The organism is Jejudonia soesokkakensis, from assembly GCF_042664795.1.
GTDB classification, from domain to species: Bacteria; Bacteroidota; Bacteroidia; order Flavobacteriales; family Flavobacteriaceae; genus Jejudonia; species Jejudonia soesokkakensis.
On record NZ_JBHTBN010000006.1, the window covers coordinates 1 to 23,354 of the forward strand.

23 protein-coding genes and 2 tRNA genes are annotated in these 23,354 nt (G+C 37.6%); 6 read left to right on the plus strand and 19 right to left on the minus strand.

Features of this window, described 5'->3' with window-relative positions; genetic code table 11:
- Nucleotides 1–3,718: HYR domain-containing protein (locus ACFQO1_RS11185; protein WP_380218162.1), on the minus strand; the 3,718-nt coding region annotated here is incomplete at its 3' end.
- 287 nt (nt 3,719–4,005) lie between these two features.
- On the opposite strand from ACFQO1_RS11185, the gene ACFQO1_RS11190 reads away from it, so the two are divergent.
- Nucleotides 4,006–4,647 carry a protein-L-isoaspartate(D-aspartate) O-methyltransferase gene (locus tag ACFQO1_RS11190; RefSeq protein ID WP_380218164.1) on the plus strand — a complete coding sequence of 214 codons (642 nt, stop codon included), beginning with the start codon at nt 4,006–4,008 and terminating at the stop codon, nt 4,645–4,647.
- A 136-nt stretch (nt 4,648–4,783) separates the two neighbouring features.
- Here the strand turns inward: ACFQO1_RS11190 and ACFQO1_RS11195 are convergent, their stop codons facing one another.
- The 17 genes from ACFQO1_RS11195 to ACFQO1_RS11275 form a co-directional block, all read right to left on the minus strand.
- Nucleotides 4,784–5,419 (minus strand): WbqC family protein, encoded by a 636-nt coding sequence (locus ACFQO1_RS11195; RefSeq protein WP_380218166.1) that lies wholly within the window; start codon nt 5,417–5,419, stop codon nt 4,784–4,786.
- 116 nt (nt 5,420–5,535) lie between these two features.
- Nucleotides 5,536–7,110: a signal peptidase I gene (gene lepB, locus ACFQO1_RS11200; protein ID WP_380218168.1), complete on the minus strand. Its 1,575-nt coding sequence runs from the start codon at nt 7,108–7,110 to the stop codon at nt 5,536–5,538.
- Between the two features lie 15 nt (nt 7,111–7,125).
- Nucleotides 7,126–7,824, minus strand: coding sequence for a 4-hydroxy-tetrahydrodipicolinate reductase (gene dapB, locus ACFQO1_RS11205; protein ID WP_380218170.1), 699 nt, complete (start codon nt 7,822–7,824; stop codon nt 7,126–7,128).
- Nucleotides 7,821–8,417: a DUF5683 domain-containing protein gene (locus tag ACFQO1_RS11210; RefSeq protein WP_380218172.1), complete on the minus strand. Its 597-nt coding sequence runs from the start codon at nt 8,415–8,417 to the stop codon at nt 7,821–7,823. The genes dapB and ACFQO1_RS11210 overlap by 4 nt, the downstream gene beginning before the upstream one ends.
- Nucleotides 8,407–9,306, minus strand: coding sequence for a ParB/RepB/Spo0J family partition protein (locus ACFQO1_RS11215; RefSeq protein WP_380218174.1), 900 nt, complete (start codon nt 9,304–9,306; stop codon nt 8,407–8,409). The genes ACFQO1_RS11210 and ACFQO1_RS11215 overlap by 11 nt, the downstream gene beginning before the upstream one ends.
- 78 nt (nt 9,307–9,384) lie before the next feature.
- Entirely contained in the window at nt 9,385–10,152 is a 768-nt protein-coding gene (locus ACFQO1_RS11220; RefSeq protein ID WP_380218176.1) for a ParA family protein, read from the minus strand.
- A gap of 128 nt (nt 10,153–10,280) precedes the next feature.
- Complete coding sequence (locus ACFQO1_RS11225) at nt 10,281–11,249, minus strand: NAD(P)H-dependent flavin oxidoreductase (protein ID WP_380218177.1); 969 nt, start codon at nt 11,247–11,249, stop codon at nt 10,281–10,283.
- A 79-nt stretch (nt 11,250–11,328) separates the two neighbouring features.
- The gene (locus ACFQO1_RS11230) at nt 11,329–11,865 is read right to left on the minus strand and encodes a GNAT family N-acetyltransferase (protein WP_380218178.1); all 537 of its coding nucleotides are present in this window, start codon (nt 11,863–11,865) and stop codon (nt 11,329–11,331) included.
- A gap of 15 nt (nt 11,866–11,880) precedes the next feature.
- Nucleotides 11,881–14,016 (minus strand): methylmalonyl-CoA mutase, encoded by a 2,136-nt coding sequence (gene scpA / locus ACFQO1_RS11235; RefSeq protein ID WP_380218180.1) that lies wholly within the window; start codon nt 14,014–14,016, stop codon nt 11,881–11,883.
- Nucleotides 14,016–14,666 (minus strand): hypothetical protein, encoded by a 651-nt coding sequence (locus ACFQO1_RS11240; RefSeq protein ID WP_380218182.1) that lies wholly within the window; start codon nt 14,664–14,666, stop codon nt 14,016–14,018. Before ACFQO1_RS11240 ends, scpA begins: the two co-directional genes overlap by 1 nt.
- Nucleotides 14,659–16,023, minus strand: a complete 1,365-nt coding sequence (locus ACFQO1_RS11245) for a methylmalonyl-CoA mutase subunit beta (protein WP_380218183.1) — start codon at nt 16,021–16,023, stop codon at nt 14,659–14,661. Before ACFQO1_RS11245 ends, ACFQO1_RS11240 begins: the two co-directional genes overlap by 8 nt.
- The gene (locus tag ACFQO1_RS11250; RefSeq protein WP_380218184.1) at nt 16,020–16,349 is read right to left on the minus strand and encodes an FtsB family cell division protein; all 330 of its coding nucleotides are present in this window, start codon (nt 16,347–16,349) and stop codon (nt 16,020–16,022) included. The genes ACFQO1_RS11245 and ACFQO1_RS11250 overlap by 4 nt, the downstream gene beginning before the upstream one ends.
- Nucleotides 16,349–16,966: a uridine kinase gene (gene udk / locus ACFQO1_RS11255; protein WP_380218185.1), complete on the minus strand. Its 618-nt coding sequence runs from the start codon at nt 16,964–16,966 to the stop codon at nt 16,349–16,351. The genes ACFQO1_RS11250 and udk overlap by 1 nt, the downstream gene beginning before the upstream one ends.
- A 91-nt stretch (nt 16,967–17,057) precedes the next feature.
- Nucleotides 17,058–17,516 carry a c-type cytochrome gene (locus ACFQO1_RS11260; RefSeq protein ID WP_380218186.1) on the minus strand — a complete coding sequence of 153 codons (459 nt, stop codon included), beginning with the start codon at nt 17,514–17,516 and terminating at the stop codon, nt 17,058–17,060.
- 6 nt (nt 17,517–17,522) lie between these two features.
- The gene (locus ACFQO1_RS11265; protein WP_380218188.1) at nt 17,523–18,644 is read right to left on the minus strand and encodes a PQQ-dependent sugar dehydrogenase; all 1,122 of its coding nucleotides are present in this window, start codon (nt 18,642–18,644) and stop codon (nt 17,523–17,525) included.
- 380 nt (nt 18,645–19,024) lie between these two features.
- Nucleotides 19,025–19,099: transfer RNA gene (locus ACFQO1_RS11270), tRNA-Pro, on the minus strand.
- Nucleotides 19,100–19,151: 52 nt separating this feature from the next.
- Nucleotides 19,152–19,226: transfer RNA gene (locus ACFQO1_RS11275), tRNA-Pro, on the minus strand.
- A gap of 294 nt (nt 19,227–19,520) precedes the next feature.
- Between ACFQO1_RS11275 and ACFQO1_RS11280 the strand changes: the two genes are divergently transcribed.
- From ACFQO1_RS11280 to ACFQO1_RS11300, 5 genes are read left to right on the plus strand one after another with little or no spacing between them, the layout of a single operon-like run.
- The gene (locus ACFQO1_RS11280) at nt 19,521–20,075 is read left to right on the plus strand and encodes a twin-arginine translocation signal domain-containing protein (protein WP_380218190.1); all 555 of its coding nucleotides are present in this window, start codon (nt 19,521–19,523) and stop codon (nt 20,073–20,075) included.
- 12 nt (nt 20,076–20,087) lie between these two features.
- Complete coding sequence (locus tag ACFQO1_RS11285; protein ID WP_380218192.1) at nt 20,088–20,612, plus strand: phage tail protein; 525 nt, start codon at nt 20,088–20,090, stop codon at nt 20,610–20,612.
- 37 nt (nt 20,613–20,649) lie between these two features.
- Nucleotides 20,650–21,171 carry a phage tail protein gene (locus tag ACFQO1_RS11290; RefSeq protein ID WP_380218194.1) on the plus strand — a complete coding sequence of 174 codons (522 nt, stop codon included), beginning with the start codon at nt 20,650–20,652 and terminating at the stop codon, nt 21,169–21,171.
- Nucleotides 21,172–21,213: 42 nt separating this feature from the next.
- Complete coding sequence (locus tag ACFQO1_RS11295; protein WP_380218196.1) at nt 21,214–21,735, plus strand: phage tail protein; 522 nt, start codon at nt 21,214–21,216, stop codon at nt 21,733–21,735.
- 6 nt (nt 21,736–21,741) lie between these two features.
- Nucleotides 21,742–22,878, plus strand: coding sequence for an ABC transporter substrate-binding protein (locus tag ACFQO1_RS11300; RefSeq protein WP_380218198.1), 1,137 nt, complete (start codon nt 21,742–21,744; stop codon nt 22,876–22,878).
- Between the two features lie 17 nt (nt 22,879–22,895).
- Here ACFQO1_RS11300 and ACFQO1_RS11305 read toward each other — a convergent pair whose 3' ends face one another.
- On the minus strand, nt 22,896–23,198 hold the full coding sequence (locus ACFQO1_RS11305; protein ID WP_380218200.1) for a hypothetical protein: 303 nt from the start codon (nt 23,196–23,198) through the stop codon (nt 22,896–22,898).
- Between the last annotated feature and the right edge of the window lie 156 nt (nt 23,199–23,354).

Sequence of the window (23,354 nt, forward strand, 5' to 3'; positions counted from 1 at the left end):
TTACAAAGATGTCAACCATTACTGGTGTTCCTATGTCTGCACAACTGAAGTCTGTACGAGAAGCAGTTGCTTCGTATCCACAAGCTTCTACAGTAGCATCTTCATCGATAGCATCATTAGGATCTAACGTTGCTACACCGTTGTCATCAAGCTCTAATGTAAAGTCCATACACGCTACCTCTGGAGCAGTATCATCAATTACATTAATCATGGCAGAACACGTAGAAGAGTTCCCCGCTGTATCTGTTACAGTAACATCAATCATATTTTCACCGACGTCATCACACGTAAAGTCTAACATGGTTAGAACCGCTGCTGGATCCACGCAACTTACACTGCCTGGTCCTGTTATCGAATTTGTAAAGTTTCCGAAGTTAGCTGCAGCAAAAGCCGAAGTCACTAGGAAATACTCTGTACCTGTCACAAGCGGCTGATCTACAATTTGAGAAGTACCTATTCCCCCAGGTCCATCGTCATTACCTGCTAAAAGATTGGTAAGTTGATCGGTTGGGTCAAATGCAATTTCATATAGGTGAATATAGCCATCATAATCCTGTGTACTATCAATAGTATAATTCCCATCTGAACTAACCATAAAAGGACCGTAAACGTGATAGGATACAGGGCCTAGGCCAGAGATAGTAGGACCAGTGCCAACTGGTCTGTCCCAGATAGTAGTGCTTGTTGCAGGATCTTCAATATTTGTATCAAGATCGCAGGGACCATCTTCTACCGGAGGTGCCACTGTGGTAATTGTAGTAGCTCCACAATTATCTAGGATATTTGAAGGTAAAGCGACAAGAGATTTTATATCTGCATCAAATCCATTTGGTTGTAATAACAGGTTTGTCGTTCCCATTGATACATCAATTGTGTAAATTAAATTACATCCAAAGGTAGAACTGGCTAAAATTTTATCATTACCTACATAAGCAAGTGCTTGTCCTGTACAATCATCATTTGTTCCTGGTGTTCTATAATTAAATAAAAACGTAACATCTCCAGTTGATGCATCAATTGCAGAAAGATCATTAGAACTGTCGACAGAGCCTAAATTGGTACTGTGAATAATTCTATTGTTATCATAATCAAAGGTAATACCAACACCGCCATCAGTTGGTACGTTTGCAAATGCAGTAGCTGTTTGAGTTGCGATATCATAGGTGTCTATGCTACCATCCTGAAAGCTTAAGTACATAGTGCCATCTGGCCCAAAAGTCATTGCCTGCACTCTATTGTTTCCACTTGCTGCTTCTATTGGAGATGCAATTAAAGTAGATGCTCCAGTAAGTAGATCATATTCAAATAATTCTCTTGGTGCACTTCCGCCATTACTTCTAATAAAGTAAGCAGTTTGTGTTACAGGATTATAAGCCAGATCATGGTGGCTATCAAAACCCGTACTACTTACTGCTGCGTTTTCAAGTGTTATTTCATCTGTTAGTGGATTATATGAGTACAGCCCTACATTATCAGTGTCATCAAATGCTTTTAAAGCATATACATTTAAGTTTGTATCACTTAAGATATTTAGAGTAGAAAGATCAAACGTTGCCATTCCATTAGCATCTAATACAAGATCAGTGTTTGCCTGACTACAGTCAATTACTGGTGCTTCTGTATCTTCCACAGTTACATCAAAACTACACGAAGTTGAATTACCGCCTATATCTGTATACATAAATGAAACTGTTGTTGTTCCAACAGGAAATTCTTCTCCTGAAGCAGGTCCTGCTGTTTGCTCAAGACCTCCAGGAATTTCTAAAACATATTGTCTTAAAGCTCCGGCACTATCTGGTAGGTCATTCCACATACCATTAAAACCACGTAATTCTCCATAATCTTCACCACCAACATTATTTGGTTCACCTGCATTCCAATTTGTATAGGTAGACGAGTCACCACTTTGCCACACAAAACTACCTTCTGTAGCCACATCATTGTATCCAATCCAAAAACTCGTAGGCGTGCCTTCCGCAGTATTTACAGCATCATTTAAGAAAGCATTTTGTGTAGCATCTGTTATGGTAACTACAAATCCGCCATGTGCCAATGCATCTGCATAGGCTTCAGAAGCCTGAAATGCAGTATCACTTAAATAATATGTTTTTCCATTAACTACACCCAAGGTTGTAAATCCAGCAAGTTCTCCAGGAGCTGGGCAGTTGTCCATTATTTCTGGTAAATCAAAAATTACCTCGGCACCACAGATACCCATATCATTTTCAACCATAATATCTGCTGGGCAGGTAAGTTCAGGTGCATCCACATCATTTACAACTATTGTAAAATCACAAGATACAGTATTTCCATCACTATCTGTAGCTTCAAAAGTAAGTACGGTTGTTCCTACTGGAAATTCATCATCTGAATTAAGTCCAGTCATATCTGTTCTTGTTACGGTAAGTGGTCCGTCTTCAGCATCTACTGCAGAAGCATCAGAGAAAGAGATCACAGCACCACATTGTCCTGGATCGTTATCTACAGTTAAAGTACCATCTGGTCCCATTCCTGGAACAGCTTCTGGACAAGAGATTACAGGAACAGTTCCTACTAGGCCATTGTTGGTAAATTCAAGGCAGAAACCCTGTAATGAACCACCAGAGTTTCCTCCGTTAGTAATAGTTAATGTCCAATCACCTTGAATAGAAACTCCTTCAAACGCACCGTCCACTTCACCATTTAATGGACCACCTTGTGCTTCATAAGGATCATTAAAAGTCGCATCACTAGTCCATGTCGTAATATCATTTGTACCGTCTTCAAAAGTAATGTCTTTTGCAACTGTTAAACCATCAATGCCACCTACATTACTAAATAGTGTATGAGTTACTGTTCCAGAAGGATCTGTAAGTTCAACAGTTAGTGTATTTGCTTCGTCATGTTGAAACGTGTCTAAAAATACATTGTCAAGTCTAAAATCGTTTGTGTCTTCTCCTATTTCTCCTGTACCTGCAATGTTGACAGTCGCAGTAACTACAGCACCAGGCATTGCTGGGCTTATAGTCGCCGGAGTATCATTTGCACATACTTGCCCATCTGGTTGCACTCCTGTAACACCAGTGATAACTCCACCATTTGGTGCAAACGCAAATTGTACGTTACAGTTAGCTGTTGGTGAGCTACTTCCGGCTCCTGTTGTAGAAAATACTACTTCAAAAAAGCCGGGTTCAACTGTAAATGAATAAGACACTGTAGCAGAAATACCTGAATCTCCTAAATAATTAGTACCACGATCAGATGGATCAAAAGGCATTTCATTTGCTCCTCCTGCTTCTTGATAAATATGAGCATGACCATTAACACCGCATGGAGAACTTCCTGAATTTGGATCGAAATTAATAGTTACACACTCTGAGGTACTACTTGTATTTATGAATTGAATAGCGGTATAATTATAAGTCGTAGTAGTGTTGAAGGCTCCTGGATATACTTTAGAAGGGCAGGCGCTGGCCACCCCATTTCTATTAATTCTTCCTAATTGTGTGCCTGATCTCACTGTAAAACCTGCTGGTTCTGTGTCTAGGCCGATAGCTACTTCTATAGGCTGCGTTGGATCAATTGGATCTCCAATAAATGAAGGATTTGAGAAACCATAAAATGAATTTTGATTTCCATTTACAACGTTTTCAAATCCCTCAATATCTGTTGAGTTATTTCGCTCTTGAGCAAAAATTGCGCCAGCGAATAGTATTAATAATAATGTAATTTTTTTCATGATAAAATTTATTTGTTAAATTAATTAGTAGGATAAATGTAGTTTAATAGTATATATGACAATAAATTTTTAGACTAACTACCTGAAAATTAGTTAAAATGCTGTTTCATATTTTTTTATACGTATATATACGTAGGGATTTTAAGCTAGTTTCGTGAATTGTAAAACGTGATTCGTGAATGGAGAATTCTGAAAACTAATGTAATCCTAATAGGCTTTTAATTTTTCTCTTGAAATTTTTGATGTGCATTTTCACATTTAGTACCTTGTGATCATAAAATTAATAAGTGAAAGATACATTTACTCATAAAGGAATGCGCCAAAAGCTGGTGCGAACGCTTCAGAAAAAAGGGATTAAAAATAAAGAAGTACTAGCAGCCATCAATACCATTCCCAGACATCTGTTTATGGACAGTGGATTTATTGATCATGCGTATGTAGATAAGGCTTTTCCCATAGGAGCAGAGCAGACTATTTCGCAACCCTATACTGTTGCTCGTCAAACCGAATTACTTTCCGCAGAAAAAGGGCATAAAATTCTAGAAATTGGTACGGGTAGTGGCTATCAAACTGCTGTATTACTCGAATTGGGTTGCCAGGTATACACCATTGAACGGCAAAATGTACTTTTTAAAAAAACAACAATATTTCTCCCTAAACTTGGATATCGTCCTAAGAAATTCATTTTTGGAGACGGATACATAGGTTTAGAAACTGAAGCACCTTTTGACGGTATCATTGTTACTGCGGGTGCACCTTATGTGCCTAACCCCCTTTTAGCTCAGTTAAAAATAGGAGGGAAGTTGGTAATTCCTGTGGGAGATGAAGTACAAAAAATGCATGTGTTTACGAGAACTTCAGAAACTGAGTTCGAAAAAGAAACCTATGGCGAGTTTCGTTTTGTGCCGTTGTTGGAAAAGAAAAATTAAAATTTAGTTGACAGTTGACAGTTGACAGTTGACAGTTGACAGTTGACAGTTGACAGTTAATAGAGAGATGTTAAAAATTGATTTTTATTACTCATTACTCATTACTCATTACTCACTACTCACTACTCACTACTCACTACTCACTACTCACCACTTTTAAATCAAGCTTCTCAAGATAGTTTAGCGTATTAGGCCCTTCACTAAAGAATAGATCCAATATTGAGAGATTATGAAGAAATCCGTGTTTTGCTTCAAATACCTGATGGTAATGTGGCACCTTGATTTTTTTTTCACGTTTTGCATTGGCCATATACCGAAGGTCTGTAGCTTCTGGTGTTTTTACATACCTTTCAGAATAGGAGAAATCAATATCTGCACCTAATGTCTCGAGTAAAAAATGAATGATTTTTATGTTGTGCTCCCATAAACCTGAAACACTTTCAGTAAAAAGAGGAGTCATCTCATCTTCATAGTATTCAAAAAAAGGAGAAGTGCGATAAGCAGATTGCAAGGATTTTAAATGGTGTGATTGCCAGGGAAAATCATTCTCTATAGCGACTTCCTTGTATTGTAACCGAGTACCGTCATGACTATGCTTTACAGGAATTGAAAGCAGTAATTTTCCGTTGCTATGAGCGATATAGGCTCTATTACGATAACTTTGTTTTTGGTAAGTTCCTTCTTTTTCAAAAATCACATGTGTTGCCTGAACCATCGCCGCCATTTGAGCAATGGATGGGAAATAGGTAGGATGAAGCAAAATTGTATCCAATTTTATTGATAGTTTACAATAGTTTGTTGATGGCGTTCGGTTTAATACAAGAGGCTTTAATAGAAATAATTTTTAACTTACCTTATATTCACTTTTCACCACTCACGATTCACTAACTACTTTTTCGCCGATTTCTTTCTTTTTCTGAAATAATTAAATCCGAACCAACCCACTAAAGCAATCAGGAAATATTTAAAGTACGAAACTGGTGCTCCGCTACCACCAACAGTGGTGAATAATCGTTCCCAACGGATTTTGTTTGCAAGTCCCTGCGCATTGCTGTTCCAGCTCATAAAGACAAAAACCGGTTTTCCAACGACATGATTAAAAGGGACGTACCCCCAGGTTCTAGCATCTTCACTATTATTTCGGTTGTCACCCATCATCCAGTAATAATCCATTTTAAAGGTATATTCTGAAATAGGTTCTCCATTTAAAAGTACCTGTGTTCCCGACTGCGAAATGGTATGGTCATAGCCTAATTCACTCCCTTCATACACTTCAATAATTCGTTTGTAAAATGGAATGCTTTCTGGAGTGATCGCTACAGTTTTTCCAGCTTCAGGAATATAGATAGGACCAAAGAAATCTGTGTTAAACTCATATTCTGGACTATTAGGAAACGTTCCTGGATTGTATTTCCCTTCTTCTCCTTTCAACGGGATCACTTGTGCAACTGCAGGAAGATTTTTGAAGCGATCTCGAGCCTCGTCTGTCATGTGCATCACAAAGGCAGTCATTTCATTATTTAGTGGCTGAATGTCTGTGATGTCATATCGCTCCATTACCTGACGAATATTAAGCCGTTGAGAAGTGATGACCTGATACGAAAATTGAAGCTTTGCTCTATCTGGGAGTTCATTTTTCTTTCCGTTGATATAAACATATCCATCTTTAACCGAAAGTGAGTCACCTGGTAGTCCAACACATCGTTTTACATAGTTAGACTTCTTGTCAATAGGTTTGTAGTAATACTTTCCGTCACCCCATTGCTGAAAGGCATTCACCGTATCTACCGGCCAATTAAAAACGACAATATCATTTCGTTTGATATCCTGGAAACCAGGAAATCTAAAATACGGTATTTGTGGTTTTGTAAGGTAGGATTTCGATCGTATTACCGGAATGGTATCGTGCACCATAGGAAAAGCAACTGCTGTATTGGGAGTTCTTGCACCATAATGGTATTTACTTACCAAAAGAAAATCTCCCACCAATAATGTTTTTTCTAGCGATGATGTTGGGATGGTAAACGGTTGCATAAAATAGGTATGCACTATGGTTGCCGCGACTACCGCAAATAGAATAGAACTTGTCCATTCACCTGCCGAAGTCCGTGGACGAAGACTTCTGTCTTCAATATACGTGACGTCCTGCGTATAATTGATATAATAGATATAGAGTCCGAAAGTGAGTAACACCAGAATTGTATCTGTCGTATTATTTCGGCCAAAACTGCGAATGGTTTCCACCCAAACTACTGGAAACATGATAAGGTTGACAATGGGAACAAACAGTAAGATAGTCCACCACCAAGGCCTATTAATGATCTTCATTAAAATAACCGCATTGTACACGGGTACTGCAGCTTCCCAGGGGTGTCTGCCAGCTTTAATATATAATTTCCACGTTCCTAAAAAGTGAATTACTTGCACAATGGCAATAAATAGTAACCAACCTGTCCAACTCATACTTGTAATATTTCTTTAAATTCCTAACACGTCTTTCATGGTAAAAACGCCTTTTTTTTGCTGAAGCCACTCTGCAGCGAGAATGGCTCCTTTTGCAAAACCATCTCTACTGTGCGCTTCATGTGTAATTTTTATAGTATCTATGGCTGAAGTATACGAAACTGTATGAGTTCCTTTTACATCATCGATACGCTTTGGTATAATTTTAATCGCTTCTTCGGAAGCTTCTTCCAATGTCCAACCTGTCTTATTTTGAAAAGGCACTATACCTTCAGCAATTGTAATAGCCGTCCCACTGGGAGCATCTTTCTTCTCGGTATGATGAATTTCTTCAATAGCTACCTCATATGTTTCCCACGGCTGCATTAATTTTGCCAACTCGCTATTTAGCTTAAAAAATAAATTGACACCCACACTGAAGTTGGACGCATAGATAAAGCTTCCGTTACGTCTCTTACATAATTTAATCACTTCATCGTAGTCCGAAAGCCAACCTGTAGTACCGCAAACCACAGGAATATCCTGATCAAAACATTTTGTAATATTAGAAACGGCACTTTCAGGATTAGAGAATTCTATAGCGACATCTGCTTCCGTTAGAATTCCTTCTGAAGCACTACTCATACTTTTATATACAATTGTATGCCCTTTTGAAAGTGCTAATTTTTCAATGGTTTTACCCATCTTTCCGAAGCCTAACAATGCGAGTTTCATTTTAATTTTAGTCTTAATGAGAGTCCGTAATGAGGTTGCGATTGTATGGCATTGATATCTATGCCAGTTTCAAGCGATAGATCTTCACCAATATTAAATTGCTGTAAATGAGCATCTACATTGGCATCAATAATATTTAAAACATAGACCAGCAAGGTTGCAATAATACTGTAGTCTTTATTTCTGCTTGTAGATCGTTGGGCATCAATAAGTCTTGCATTAGATACTTGGGGTGTTGCTCCGTCTCCATAGAATTCATCATCTGTAAACCCAGCAAGCCTTCGCTTGTAGGCATCACGAAATCTGTTATAATCATTGTTTTGGTCGATATAAAAGTAAATCCCTGTTGCCATTCCTGCATAAATGATAGGAATTTTCCAGTATTTTTTATTATAAGCCTGCCCTAATCCTGGTACAACCGCCGAGTAGAAGGCTGCACGCGAAGGAGCCAAAGGGTCGTATTCACCAGCAGTACTTTCTTCGACCAACAGCACGGGTTTTTTTGTTTTCTCTGCGGAAAGTGAATCGGTTTCCTGAGCAAAAAAAGGTGCTGAAATGAATAAAAATAGTATATAGAGACCCTTATTTTTCACTTGTAAGGGTATTGAGAATTCGCTCAAAATCGTCTTTGTCTGTAAACGGAATTACAAATTGCCCTTTTCCAGATTTTGAAACTTTTACATCTACTTTGCTTTCGAGTAAATCACTTAATTCCTTTCTGGCTTTATTGGCATACTGCGGAATTGACTTTTTAGCAGCTTTCTTTTTTTCGTTTGGAGCTTTCAGGTTTCGTACTATAGCTTCGGTATCCCGAACTGATAATTTTTGACCTAAGATTTTTTCATAGATTGTAAGTTGATCTTCGGTATCTTCTACATTGATCAATGCACGTCCATGACCCATAGAGATAAAACCGTCCCGCATACCTGTTTGGATAATAGGATCGAGTTTTAATAATCGTAAATAATTTGCAATGGTGGATCTGTTCTTCCCAACACGGTCACTCAATTCTTCTTGTGTAATGTCAATTTCTTCAATAAGACGCTGGTAGGATAAGGCAATTTCGATAGGATCAAGATCCTGTCGTTGGATGTTTTCAACGAGCGCCATTTCCAGTGACTCCTGGTCGTTAGCGATACGAATATATGCCGGAATGGTTTGTAAACCGATGAGTTTTGAAGCTCTAAAACGACGTTCTCCACTTACTAGTTGGTATTCGTTAAATCCTAATTTTCGAACGGTAATAGGCTGAATAACGCCCAACTCTTTAATTGACGAAGCCAGCTCTCTAAGTGATTCTTCATTAAAACTGGTTCTTGGCTGAAAAGGATTAACTTCGATTGCACCTAATTCCAATTCGACAATACTTCCTACTACTTTGTCTGCATTTTTATCTTTTGCAGATTGTATATCATTATCTGGATCTTTCAGTAGTGCTGAAAGACCTCTTCCTAACGCTTGTTTTTTTGTTGCTTTTGCCATGGTAACTTCCCGCGCATGCAGGAATTATTTTTATTTTCCACAGTTTTACTTTTGTGGACAATTCAATTTTTAGCAGAATTACTTGCTATTCTTTTCAATTAATTCTTGCGCCAAACTTAAGTAATTATTAGCTCCTTTACTATCGGCATCGTAACTAATAATACTTTCGCCATAACTGGGCGCTTCACTTAAACGAACATTTCGTTGAATGATTGTTTTAAATACCATGGTATCGAAGTGTTTTTTAACTTCTTCTACCACCTGATTTGAAAGGCGTAATCTTGAATCGTACATGGTTAATAAGAGCCCTTCGATGTCCAGTTCTTTATTGTGTATTTTCTGAACACTTTTAATGGTATTTAGTAGTTTTCCTAACCCTTCTAACGCAAAATATTCACATTGTATAGGAATCATTACCGAATGTGCTGCCGTAAGCGCATTCAATGTTAACAATCCTAAAGAAGGAGCACAGTCAATAAGAATGTAATCGTATAATGGAATAACATCTTTTAATGCTTTTTTAAGCATATACTCTCGCGAATCCTTATCAACCAATTCAATTTCTATAGCGACCAGATCAATGTGAGAAGGGATAAGATCGAGATTGGGAGAGTTGGTTTTTAAGATGGCATCTTTTGCTGAAGCACTATGTTCTAGCAACTGATACGTACCTATTTCAACAGCTTCAACATCAATTCCTAAACCAGAGGTGGCATTGGCTTGCGGATCGGCATCTATCAATAACACTTTTTTTTCTAAAACACCTAAAGAAGCCGCTAGGTTAACCGACGTTGTTGTCTTTCCAACTCCGCCTTTCTGATTTGCAATTGCAATTATTTTGCCCATTAATTTGATAAAAGATTAAGCTATAAAATTACGACTAATTCCTTTCATAGAAAATTGAATTTGTCAACATGTAGTAAACAATTCAAATACTGAAAAATAAAATTAATTCACTCAGTATCAATTTTATCCTATGAGTACTTAGTAAGAAGTTTAGTTTGTTTAGCAATCGCATCTTTGAATTCAGACTTCAACGTATTGACCAGATCTTCCGTAGGAAGTGTATTGTGGATGCTTGTGACTCCTTGACCAGCACTCCAGATCGTTTTCCAGGCTTTGGCTTCGGTATCCAGTTCTTTACCAAAATCAACTTTTTTTGTACTTTTTAGTTGTTCTTCGGTAACACCAGCTTTGTCCAGACTTTTCTGTAAAAAATTTGCGGCAACACCGCTTATCGCTGCGGTATAAGTAACATCCTTCGTTTCACTGTTAATGATCATATCTTGATATTCTTCAGGAGCCCTACTTTCAGCTGTATTTATAAATCGAGTCCCCATATAGGCAAGATCTGCTCCCATTTGCATGGCGCTGGCCACATCCTGCCCCGTACTCAAAGTGCCAGAAAGTAGAATGAATCCATTAAAAATTGATTTAATTTCATTGATAAATGGTACTGGGTTTAAAGTTCCAGCATGCCCTCCCGCTCCGGCACAGACAAGGATCAATCCGTCTACTCCAGCTTTAATGGCTTTCTCTGCATGGCGTCTTTTAATAACATCGTGAAAGATTAAACCGCCATAGCTATGTACGGCATCTACTACCATAGATATTGCACCCAGCGATGTAATGATCAATGGTACCTTATGTTTAACACACACCCTCAAATCTGCTTCCACACGTGGGTTGCTCATGTGAACAATTAAGTTTACGCCAAACGGAGCTGCTTTTTTACCGGTTTCCTTTTCCCAAGCTTCCAGTTCAGATTTGATCTGAACTACCCACTCTTCAAAACCTTCGGTGGTGCGCTGATTTAAGGCAGGGAACGTTCCAACAATACCACTTTTACAAGCAGCGATGACAAGTTCAGGCCCCGAAATTAGAAACATAGGAGCGGCTACGACCGGTAATGTTAAGTTCTCTGTAAACTGATCTTTATTCATGGGATAGGTGTTTGTAGATTTACTATTCTGATGTAAAAATACTAAAAGAGTTTGGAAGTACTATGCTTGCATAATAAAATTATAGATTTTCTATTTTATACGCAAAACAGTATGGAAATCGTGGGTCGTCTTTTATTTTAGGATGTATAAAATTACCCTGAAAAGTCATCCCGAGTTTTTTCATTACTTGTTCTGAAGCTATATTTCCTTTGGCAGCAAATGCATAGAGTTCTTTGAGTTTTAATTCTGAAAAAGCGTAGTCAATACAAGCTTTTGCAGCTTCGGTTGCAATTCCTTTTCCCCAAGCGCTTTGTTTAAGACGCCAGCCCAGATCTACACAGGGTGTAAATTCACTCTCCCAGGTTTGTTTCATCAATCCTGTAAAACCCAAAAATTCTTGATTTTCTAGGGCTTCAATAGCAAAATAAGTAAAACGATACTCTTCAAAATGATTTTGTAGACGTGAAACAAGTTGTTTTGTTTCTGTTTCTGAAAGCACAGACGGAAAATACTTCATCACCTTAGGATCTGCACACATTTCAGCAAAGGGTTCGATGTCATTTTCCTTCCAGTTTCGAAGTCCGAAACGCTTGGTGGTAATGATATAGTCACCCATCTTTCCGAAGAAATTTTAATTTACCGAATCTATCAGAACTTCCAAAATCTGAATCGCTGCGTCGCTAATTTTAGTTCCAGGACCAAAAACAGCAACCGCTCCAGCATCAAATAAAAACTGATAATCCTGAGCGGGGATCACGCCTCCAACGATGACCATAATATCCTCACGGCCCATGGCTTTCATTTCTTCGATCACTTGCGGAACCAAGGTTTTATGACCCGCCGCCAGACTTGAGATGCCTAAAATATGGACATCATTCTCTACGGCCTGTTTTGCAGCCTCTTTGGGTGTTTGAAACAACGGCCCTATATCGACATCAAATCCAACATCTGCATAGCCGGTAGCGACCACTTTAGCACCTCTATCATGACCATCTTGTCCCATTTTTGCGATCATAATACGAGGACGTCGTCCTTCCAATGTAGCAAATTGGTCTGCCAGTTGCCGTGCTTTTTCAAAGCTCGGATCTTTTTTTATCTCTTTACTATACACGCCGCTAAAGGATTTGATTTGTGCTTTATGTCTTCCAAAGGCAACTTCGAGTGCGTCACTAATTTCTCCAAGTGTTGCGCGTTCGCGAGCTGCTTCCACAGCTAAAGATAATAAGTTTCCATCGCCTGTCTTAGCGCAAGTTGTTAATTTCTCTAAACAATTTTTTACTTTATCCGAGTCTCTTTCAGCTTTAATACGTTCTAACCGTTCGATTTGGGACAAACGTACCTTCTGATTATCTACATCCAGAATTTGCAACGGATCCTCTTTTTCCAATCGGTATTCGTTTACACCCACAATAATGTCCTGCTTGCTATCAATACGCGCCTGCTTTCTTGCTGCAGCTTCTTCAATGCGGAGTTTTGGGATGCCCGATTCAATTGCTTTGGTCATACCGCCCAGTTCTTCTACTTCTTCAATTAGTTTCCAGGCTTTTTTGGCTATGTCATGCGTTAATTTTTCTACATAATAGCTTCCTGCCCATGGATCAACGGTTCGGGTGATCTGAGTTTCAGTTTGAAGGTAAATCTGCGTGTTTCTCGCTATTCTTGCTGAAAAATCGGTAGGTAGCGCAATGGCTTCATCCAACGCATTGGTATGTAGGGATTGGGTGCCGCCAAAGGCTGCTGCCGATGCTTCAATACAGGTTCTTGCTACGTTGTTAAAAGGATCCTGTTCTGTTAAACTCCAACCGCTGGTCTGGCAGTGAGTTCTTAGTGAAAGTGATTTCTGATTTTTTGGATTAAACTGCTTGACAATTTTTGCCCAAAGCATTCTGGCAGCTCTTAATTTTGCAATTTCCATAAAATGGTTCATGCCAATCGCCCAAAAAAATGAGAGACGAGGGGCAAAGGTGTCAATATCCATTCCGGCTTCAATTCCGGTGCGAATGTATTCCAATCCGTCTGCCAAAGTATATGCCAACTCAATATCACAAGTAGCGCCGGCTTCCTGCATGTGATAGCCGGAGATCGAAATACTATTAAATTTGGGCATTTTTTCCGAAGTAAACTCAAAAATATCACTAATGATCTTCATCGAAGGTGTAGGAGGGTAGATATAAGTATTTCGCACCATAAACTCCTTTAAAATGTCATTCTGAATCGTTCCTGCCAAAGCTTCTGGCGAGACTCCCTGCTCTTCTGCAGCAACGATATAAAAAGCCATAATAGGTAACACAGCACCATTCATGGTCATAGAAACACTCATCTTGTCTAACGGAATTTGATCAAACAAAATTTTCATGTCCTCCACACTGTCAATCGCAACTCCGGCCTTCCCAACATCGCCTACCACGCGTTCATGGTCACTGTCGTAACCTCTATGCGTTGCAAGGTCGAAAGCGACCGAGAGTCCTTTTTGACCTGCAGCGAGATTTCGTCTGTAAAAAGCGTTACTGTCTTCGGCAGTAGAAAAACCTGCGTACTGGCGGATGGTCCAGGGTCTTCGGACATACATTGTAGAATAGGGTCCCCGAAGGTTAGGGGAAATTCCGGCGACAAAATCGAGATGCTTCAAGGAAGAGATATCTTCAATCGCATATTGAGACTTTACTTTAATATCTTCTGCAGTTACTTCTTCAGCTACTTTAGTTGGTCGTCTATCACTCGTAGCGCTATTATTTAAAGTGATATGTTGTATATCCTTTCTAGCCATTAAAAAATTGTTTTTAATATATACGAATCGTAATCGTTTAATTGGGCTTCTGTGAATTCCAGTAAAATTGTTTTTTTATTGGAAGACATGGTATAGTTTGTTTGATACCAAGTATTCTTAGTTTTCTTTTCAGAAAATTTATAGACTGTTTTAAACACTTGCTGATTGACAGTTCCATTAAACTTCGCTGACACTTTTTCAATCTCCAATTTGTTTCTGTCGGGTAGATTTTGGTTATCGTATGATATGCTGTTTAACAATTCTTGCGCATCTTCTCTGGTAAAGGCAATATGTGGTGTTGCTTTAATAGAAACACTTGCTTTTTTATCTTGATCATAAAAAAGGTATAGTTTTCCGTCCATTTCGGTTAATTGATTGAGACGATAACTTTCCATTTTATATTCCTGTTTTGTCAATAACGAATCGATTAAAGACTGGTATTTTACGTACGAATACAGCTCGTAACGAGAAGGTAAATAGATTTTAACTCCGTTATACTCCAAAAAATGTGTGGTGGTTGCTGAAGGTTCCGAAGAAGTTTCAATAGCATCTGTCTTGTTTATGTCTTGGGTTTCATTAGCTATCTCTTTACAGGCAACTATTGAAATGATAAAAAGAGCTAGGATACTGTATGTTGTGAATTTATTCATTTTCTATTCGTTCTTTTTCAATTTTTTCTGAAAGTCTTACAGGCACAATAGGCGCTAGCAATGTTTTATGATTTTTAATTTTTACAAATGGATATAATTCAAGCTCATGCTTCATTACATCATTTTTGTTTATATGGTAATTGGTACCCACCAGTTTTAGCTTTCCTTCATCAAAAAGTGCTTGTTCTTTGGCAGCACTTTCTTTTATCTTTTTCTGAATGATCCCTTCTTTTAATTGATGTAAAAAACCTCCTCCGGCCTCTATGTTTTTAAAAAGAGCGAGTGCTTTTTCTGTAAGTTCTTGGGTCAAGCTTTCGATATAGTAGCTTCCGTCTGCCGGATTGCTTACCATGTCAAAATAACTTTCGGCTTTAAGAATAAGTAATTGGTTGCGGGAAATTCGCTCACCAAATTCATTACTTTTATGATACAACCCGTCGTAGGCAAGATTCGCGATGGTATCTGCCCCACCTAGAACGGCACTCATACATTCGGTAGTCGTGCGAAGCATATTGACATTGTAATCGTACAAAGTTTTATTGCGAAGGGAAGGAGTAGCAACAATATGGCAATCTGTTGGCATACCATATTCGCTAGCCAGCGCTGCATAAAGGATTCTGAGGGCTCTTATCTTTGCAATTTCAAAAAAGTAATTCCCGCCTACAGAAATCTTGAAAGTAATTTTTAGTTCTTTATTTTCTGAAAAATGATTTAAATATTCATTGACATGTGCGAGGGCATACGCTAATTGTTGCATACAATTCGCACCTGCATTCTGATAGGTTGAGGTGTTAATTTGTAGAATGTTTTCTGAAGGCGATTGCTTCAGAATAGTCTCCAAAATAGAATGATCTTCTTTTAAGTTATGAAACCAGTTCCCTGTCGTTCCCAAAGTACCAATGAGATCGATATTGTAGAAGACAGTAGCGTTCTTTTCTGAAAGAAATTGGTTCAATTGAAGGGAAAAAGCTTCAGCTAAAAAACTGAAATCAAAATAGACAGGAACTTTCGAAAAAGGAAAATTCTGAAACACTTTTTTGACATCAAATTCACTTTCCGAAGAAAAATAAATAGCTTCGGCACCTCTTTCAATGGCATCCAGTGCCAGCGAATTGGCTATGGTCTCATCATCTATAAAGATATGTTGCCCAATCTTCCAGTCTGTTGGCTGCCCGGGAATGGGTTTAAACGCTTCATTAAAATCATCACGATGATAAAAAGGCTTCACATGAATCCCCTCCAGCGATTGCCAAATCAACGTATCATTATAATCTGCCCCTTTTAAATCTACCTGTATTTTTTGTTTCCATTGTTTGGCAGAAACGGGTTCAAATTCATTAAATAACTGACTGCTCATTTTTTATTTAGTTTAAGGCTGTCTTCATTTTCTATAATGTAGATATCCTCATTTTCTTTTTTTAAAAAATATTTTTCACGTGCAAATTTCTCCATCTCTGTACTGTCTTTCATCTTTTCGAGAAATTTTTTGTCTTTTTCAATCTCACCTTTATAGAATTCTTTGTTTTGCTCCAGGGCATTGATATCCTCATTTAATTCTTTGTGAATCAAAAAAGAATTAGTATCGAAAAAAAGCATCCAAACTAAAAAACAGATAAGGATAATGACGTAGGTGTTTGCTACCCATTTAACCCATTTTTTATTTTTTAATTCTTTGAGCTTCACTAGTCTGTATGTTCTAATTTTTGGTGAATAATGGTGCGTATTACATCCACTGCAACAGTATTATAACGGTTGGTTGGGATTATTATGTCTGCAAATTCTTTGGTTGGTTCAATAAATTGCTGGTGCATCGGTTTTAGCGTCGTCTGATAACGGGTTAATACCTCTTCAAGATCTCTTCCTCGTTCGGCAATATCGCGTTTTAATCTGCGAATCAAACGTTCGTCACTATCGGCATGTACATAAATCTTAATATCGAACAACTCCCGAATTTCCGGATGTGTTAAAATAAGAATTCCTTCTATAATTACTACTTTTCTAGGATGCGTAGTAATGGTTTCTTTGGTTCGATTATGTGCTACAAATGAATAGACAGGTTGCTCAAAAGATACTCCTCTTCTAAGCTCGTTTATATGAGCTACTAATAGGTCAAAATCTATAGAGTTAGGGTGGTCAAAATTTATTTTTACACGTTCATCGTAAGTTAGATGACTGGTATCCTTGTAATACGAATCCTGTGAAATAATACAAACTTCATCAGGAGGTAATTCTGAAACGATTTGATCTACAACAGTTGTTTTTCCACTTCCGGTACCACCGGCAATACCAATAATGAGCATAGAATTATTGTTTTGAGCAAAGGTAGGAAATTGTTAAGAAGGGAAATAGTTGAAATGATAATTACTTAAAGGTAGGTTTTGATCCCTTGATTTATTCCTTTTCTATAGCAGTCACCTCTTCTAGCGTGGTTATTTTATCACTTTTATTGCCCCAGCTATTTGTAATATAGTTCATTACATCTACGACTTCCTGATCGCTTAATCCCATGGGAGTCATGACGCCATTATAAATTTTGCCATTCACAGTAATTTCGCCTTGTTGTCCGTATTTAATTCCACGAATACTAGCTTCTCTGTGTTCAAATAAATAATCTGAATTTGCTAATGGAGGAAAGCTTCTACCAACGCCTTTTCCGTTGGGTCTGTGGCACTGGTTGCAGAAATCTTTGTATACAATGGCACCGCGTTCGATGCTTTTTTCTAGTTCAGATTGAGGTTTTCTTATTTCGGTAGTAGTTTGACCGATTTTAATCTGTTCTTTTTCTTTTTTGTTTTCCGAACAACTACAAATTGCTACGGAAAGTATAATCAATAGGATGCTCTTTCTCATGTATGTTTATTTATTCGGAACAATTTTTACTATCCCTTTGCCTTCAATTCCAATATAGATATAGCCATCAGGACCTTGTTTCACGTTGCGAACACGACCCACATCTTCGGCTATTTTTTCACGTCCCGTTACTTTATCCCCATCCAGCTTCAGTAGTTCTAAGTAATTAAATTTTAAAGATCCAACGAGTAAACCACCTTTCCAATCTGGATACACATCTCCGGTTACGAAGGTCATTCCGCAGGGAGCTATAGAAGGAACCCAATAATAGATTGGCTGCTCCATTCCTTCTTTTTTAGTGATCTCTGTGAACTTGGTGCCGCTGTAATTGACTCCGTATGAAATGACAGGCCAGCCGTAGTTTACGCCTGGTTTTACGATATTCACCTCATCCCCACCTTTAGGGCCGTGTTCATGAATCCAAATCTTACCTGTGGTAGGATGTTTGTCCATTCCTTGTGGGTTTCTGTTTCCGTAGGTATAAATAGCTTTTTTCGCATTAGGCTCGTTTACAAACGGATTATCCTCTGGGATTCGACCATCATCATGTAAGCGATAGATTTTTCCGCCGTCACGGGTAATATCCTGCGGATTCGTATCTCGGTCACCACGCTCGCCAATAGAGAAGAACAAATAACCTTCGTTATCAAATTCGATACGCGACCCAAAATGTTGCCCTCGAGTGGTGTTGGGAGTTGCTTTATAAAGATCTTCAATGGCTACAAGCGAATCACCTTCAAGTTTTGCTCTAGAAAGTTTTGTATTTCCGCCATCGCCCTCACCTTCGGTTGACGCATAGGTAAAATAGATCCATCCATTGGTTGCATAGTCTGGATGAATTTCAATATCTAATAAGCCTCCTTGACCACGGTTGTATACTTCGGGTACATTTTTGATAAGTGTTTTAGTTCCGTCTTTAAAATGAATGAGCTCACCGCTTTTTTCAGTAATTAATAAAGTGCCATCTGGAAGCCAGGTCATTCCCCAGGGGTTATTTAATCCGTCGACCACAGTTTCAATTGTATAGGTTCTTTTTTCTGAAACTAGGGCAACATCCTTTTCTTTTTGGGGAGGAGGACAAGCCGTTAAGACTAGAAGAAAACTTGATAAAATGAGTAGTTTGTGCATGGTTTGAAAATTTAGTTAAAAGTACGAAATGTTTCAGGGACTGAATGATAAAGTTTTTATAAAGTAGGGATGAGAGGGTATATAGAATCCTAATAAACCCTTATTGCAAATGGAAAGGATGCATCTTCGATGCTACGTTTATAGTTCATCCGAATCTTTTGGAGCAAGCTCAAAATTCTTCTAAAATATAAAAGCAACGCTTTCACGTTGCTTTCTTATTCAGTCGGGATGACAGGGTTTAGAGAATCCTTCTAAACCCTTATTGCAAAAAGAAATTAAGGTTACTTTGTATTGCTTTTCAGTTTATCCAAACACGTACAAGCAAGCTTTAGTGTTTTCCTAAACTAAAAAGAAACGCAAGTGCGTTTCTTTCATTTCAGTCGGGATGACAGGATTTGAACCTGCGACCACACGGCCCCCAGCCGTGTACGCTAACCGGACTGCGCCACATCCCGAAAATTTCTAGTAAAACTAAAAAATCTTCAGCAATAACTGAAGATTTTTTAGTCGGGGTAGCAAGATTCGAACTTGCGACCTCCTGCTCCCAAAGCAGGCGCGATAACCGGGCTACGCTATACCCCGAAAAATATAAAACAGTATGGTTTTATAATTGGACTGCAAAAATATGATAAATCTATTGTATGACAAATTCAATGCAACTAAAATTTAAAAAATTTTTATGTTAAAATTCTAACGCATTAATTCAATTTAATTCATGTTTATTCGATAAAAAGAAAATTAAAAAGACAAAATGTTGTTTTTTAGTAGTTTTAACAAAAAGGTATCTAAATATCAGTATATATACTTATAGAATAATCATTATTTTATTCTTATCTTGCCTATGTATTCATTTACAACCAACTAAACTAACCCACTATGAAACAAAATACCTCACGCAGATCGTTTTTGCGTAATTCTGCAATAGCAACGACAGGTCTTGCATTACTTTCTTCTACTCAAACAGTTTCAGCATTTACAGAATTTGATTCCCCTTTTAGTGGATACAATCCTTATATAGATGAAAAGACTGATTTGAGAAGTTATTTATCAAATGAAGAATCAATAGAAATAAATGGTACTATTTATGATGTTTCTGGAGAAAACACACTTGCTGGTGCTTTGGTTGAGGTGTGGCATCTATCACCAAATTCTTTAAAATACAGGCACAGAGGTAAGACCACTACCAATGATAAGGGTAATTATCAATTTATTACAGACAAGCCAAATCGTGAAGCGGGGAAGACTCCTCGAGTTTACTTCAAGGTAACTCATGGTGATCGTTCTTATTTTACAGAGTTGCTAATAGGAATTACTGGAGCACATATTACAGGTAAACACTGGGAGGAGAATAAACTTAATGATGAGAGGCTGTTTCCTACTACCCAAAAACAATTAGATAAAACAATAATCAACTTTAATATCACTAATTAAAAAATAACAATTATGCCAAGTACTCCATTTGTAGGACAAATTATGGCAGTTGGTTTTAACTTTGCTCCAAGAGGTTGGGCATTTTGTAATGGACAACTGCTTGCAATTTCTCAGAATGACGCACTATTTTCACTTTTAGGAACCATTTATGGCGGTGATGGTCGTACCACTTTTGGTTTGCCCGATCTTAGGGGGAGGAGCGCTATAGGAATAGGGACTGGGCCAGGGTTAGATGCCATTAGTGTTGGAGATAGAGGAGGAGTAGAGAATCGCACTAACACAAATAGTAATTTAGTTTCGCATAACCATTCTGGAATTTTTCAGATAAGTACCGATCCTGGTCAAGGAAATACCGGCAATGGTCAATATATTGCGGCTCATTCAGGTGCATTTAGTAATAATAATACCTCTGGTGATCTTTTAAGTGGTGTTAGTATCAATAATTCTGGAGGGGGTCAATCCTATAGCATTAGAAACCCATATCTGGCGATGCATTATTGCATCGCTCTAGTTGGAGTTTATCCTTCAAGGAATTAATAATGATAAATAAATTAGTTAACTAAAAATCAATACTATGCCATCAGATCCATTTATCGGTGAAATTATGCCAGTTGGGTTTAATTTTGCTCCCAGATCCTGGACAACATGCGAAGGACAATTATTACCAATTGCACAAAATACAGCATTATTTTCACTTTTAGGTACTATTTATGGTGGTGACGGTAGGACCACGATGGGCTTGCCCGATCTTCGAGGACGCTCCATCATTAGTTCAGGTAATGGTCCTGGTTTAAGTACATTTAGGATAGGCCAAAAAGGAGGTTCTGAAACTCATACAAATACAGTCACAGAGATGACCTCCCATAGTCATGCAAGTGCAGTACAAATAAGTACTGCTACAGGTGATGAGGATACTGGAAACGGAAAATATATAGCATCTCACGCAAATGCATTTAATGAAAGTTCAAGTACTGGAAGCGTAAATGGAATTGCTTTGAACAATACTGGTGGGGCTCAGCCTTATAACATTAGAAACCCTTATGTAGGAATAGTGTACTGTATTTGTTTACAGGGTATCTATCCTTCAAGAAGTTAATTTTTTTAATTTAAGCTAAACTATATTTAAAAAATATAAATTATGGAACCACTTTTAGGAGAAATTATGTTGGTAGGTTTTAACTTTGCTCCCAGAGGATGGGCAATGTGTGAGGGTCAGATATTGTCAATTAATCAGAATCAATCTTTATACTCTTTATTAGGCACAACCTATGGCGGAGATGGGAGAACTACGTTTGCATTACCAGATTTGCGTAGTAGAGTGATGGTTGGTGTCGGTAATGGTCCAGGATTGGATTCTGTGACTCTAGGAGAAAAAGCAGGTGCCATTACACATACAGATACCTTAGCTGAAATGGCAAGTCATAATCATGGTGGCGTTTTACAAATTAGTAGTGAAGATGGCTTGCAACCCAGTGGGAATGAAAATTATATTGCTTCTCATCCTGCTGCATTTCATACAGCTCCTACATCTGGCGCTAGTTTAGGTGGATTAGCTACTGGAAATCAAGGAGGAAATAACCAACCGTATTCTATTCGGAATCCTTATTTAGGAATTAATCATTGTATTGCACTTACAGGATTATTTCCTTCAAGAAACTAAGTTTTAATGACAAAAAAAATTGCTGTATTACTTCCTAGGTCAGATATGTTCCCAAGACTGGCGTTAGATTTTTTAAACGGATTAAAACTATCATTACAACAAAAAGTCGCACAAGATGAGATTGAATTTATTATAGAAAGTATTGGTACAGCCACAGATGCAAGTGTACTCAAAACAACAGAAAAACTACTACTACAAAATCACATCGATTTAACGATTGGTTTCTGTGGATCAAATATATTACCCGAATTTACTACTCTTTTTAAAAATTATAAAAAACCTTTAATACACGTTGGGTTAGGGGCATCTGTTTTAAAAGACGAAAACGTAAATCCCTATGTATTACACCACACTTTAAATGTATGGCAATCTGCCTACACAGCAGCATCCTTTGCTGTACGTAAATTTGGTAAGAAAGTAGCGATTTTATCTTCAGCGTATGATGGGGGCTATCATATATCTGCTTCTTTTGTAGAAGGTCTTACTGCCGAAGGAGGTGAGGTTGTAGGTTATTTTGTAAACCCTATGGATTACAAACAAATGAACTTTTCCGAAAGAATTTCTGAAATTGAAAAAGTAGAACCCGATGTAATTTTAGCTGCTTTTAGTTATAAAGAAGGGGGTACAATGTTTAAAGCTCTTTCAAAAAGTAGCCTTAATGGGAATGTTCCAATATTAACCATTCCTTTAATGACGGATGAAAGCTTTAATACTGAAAATTACAATATCCAATTAGTACAATCTTTTGCAACTTGGTCTTTTGCAGATGAAACAGAAGAAATGCAATATTTTAATTCAGAGTATTATACTTCCTATGACGAGCAACCTACTGTTATTTCATTATTAGGTTTTGAAGTTGGACTCACAATACTTAAAGTGTTAGAGGACGAAGAAAAAATTCCTAGAAACCTTTCCGAAGCTTTAAAAAATAAAAAAATAAAAACACCCAGAGGTCAAATTCAGTATGATGAGATGAATCAGGCAATTGCACCAAATATGCTACTTCGTGATTTTAAGTATGAAAACTCTAAATATGTAAATAAAGTTTCTAAAAAAGTAGAATTCTCGATTCCTAAAGAGGTTATTCACAAATTTAAAACACTACCTGATCCAGGTTGGCATAATCCATATATCTGCACTTAATTGTATAAGGGCTAGTTTTAGAAATTAACGCTCACAGATGCATCGTATGTATCTTTTTTAATAACTTTAGAAGCTTTAATTGTAAAAGTTGAACCTACATAATCGCCCTCTCTTAATTTTGAAGCTTTAATTGGGAGTTCATCTCTTTCAGTTAACTGAATGGCCTTAAAATTTTTATCACTAAAAAAATAATACTCTCCTTCATAGCCATCAAAAGTAACAGTAATGGTATCTTTTTCTGAAAGTGAGCCAGATTTAGGAAGCAATATGCCTACAGTAAGGGCTATACCCAATAGAATTAAAGATAGTATCGTTTTCATCTTTTCTAGATTTTAAATACACACTATGTGTGGTAAGTTTTAATTGTTATTTAAAAATACGAAAGAATAGTGCTGGTCATATTGTAATTAGCAATACTTTGTGACGAACTAAAAACAGTATGTTAAAATCAATTGCAGGTGTTGATAGAAGCATTA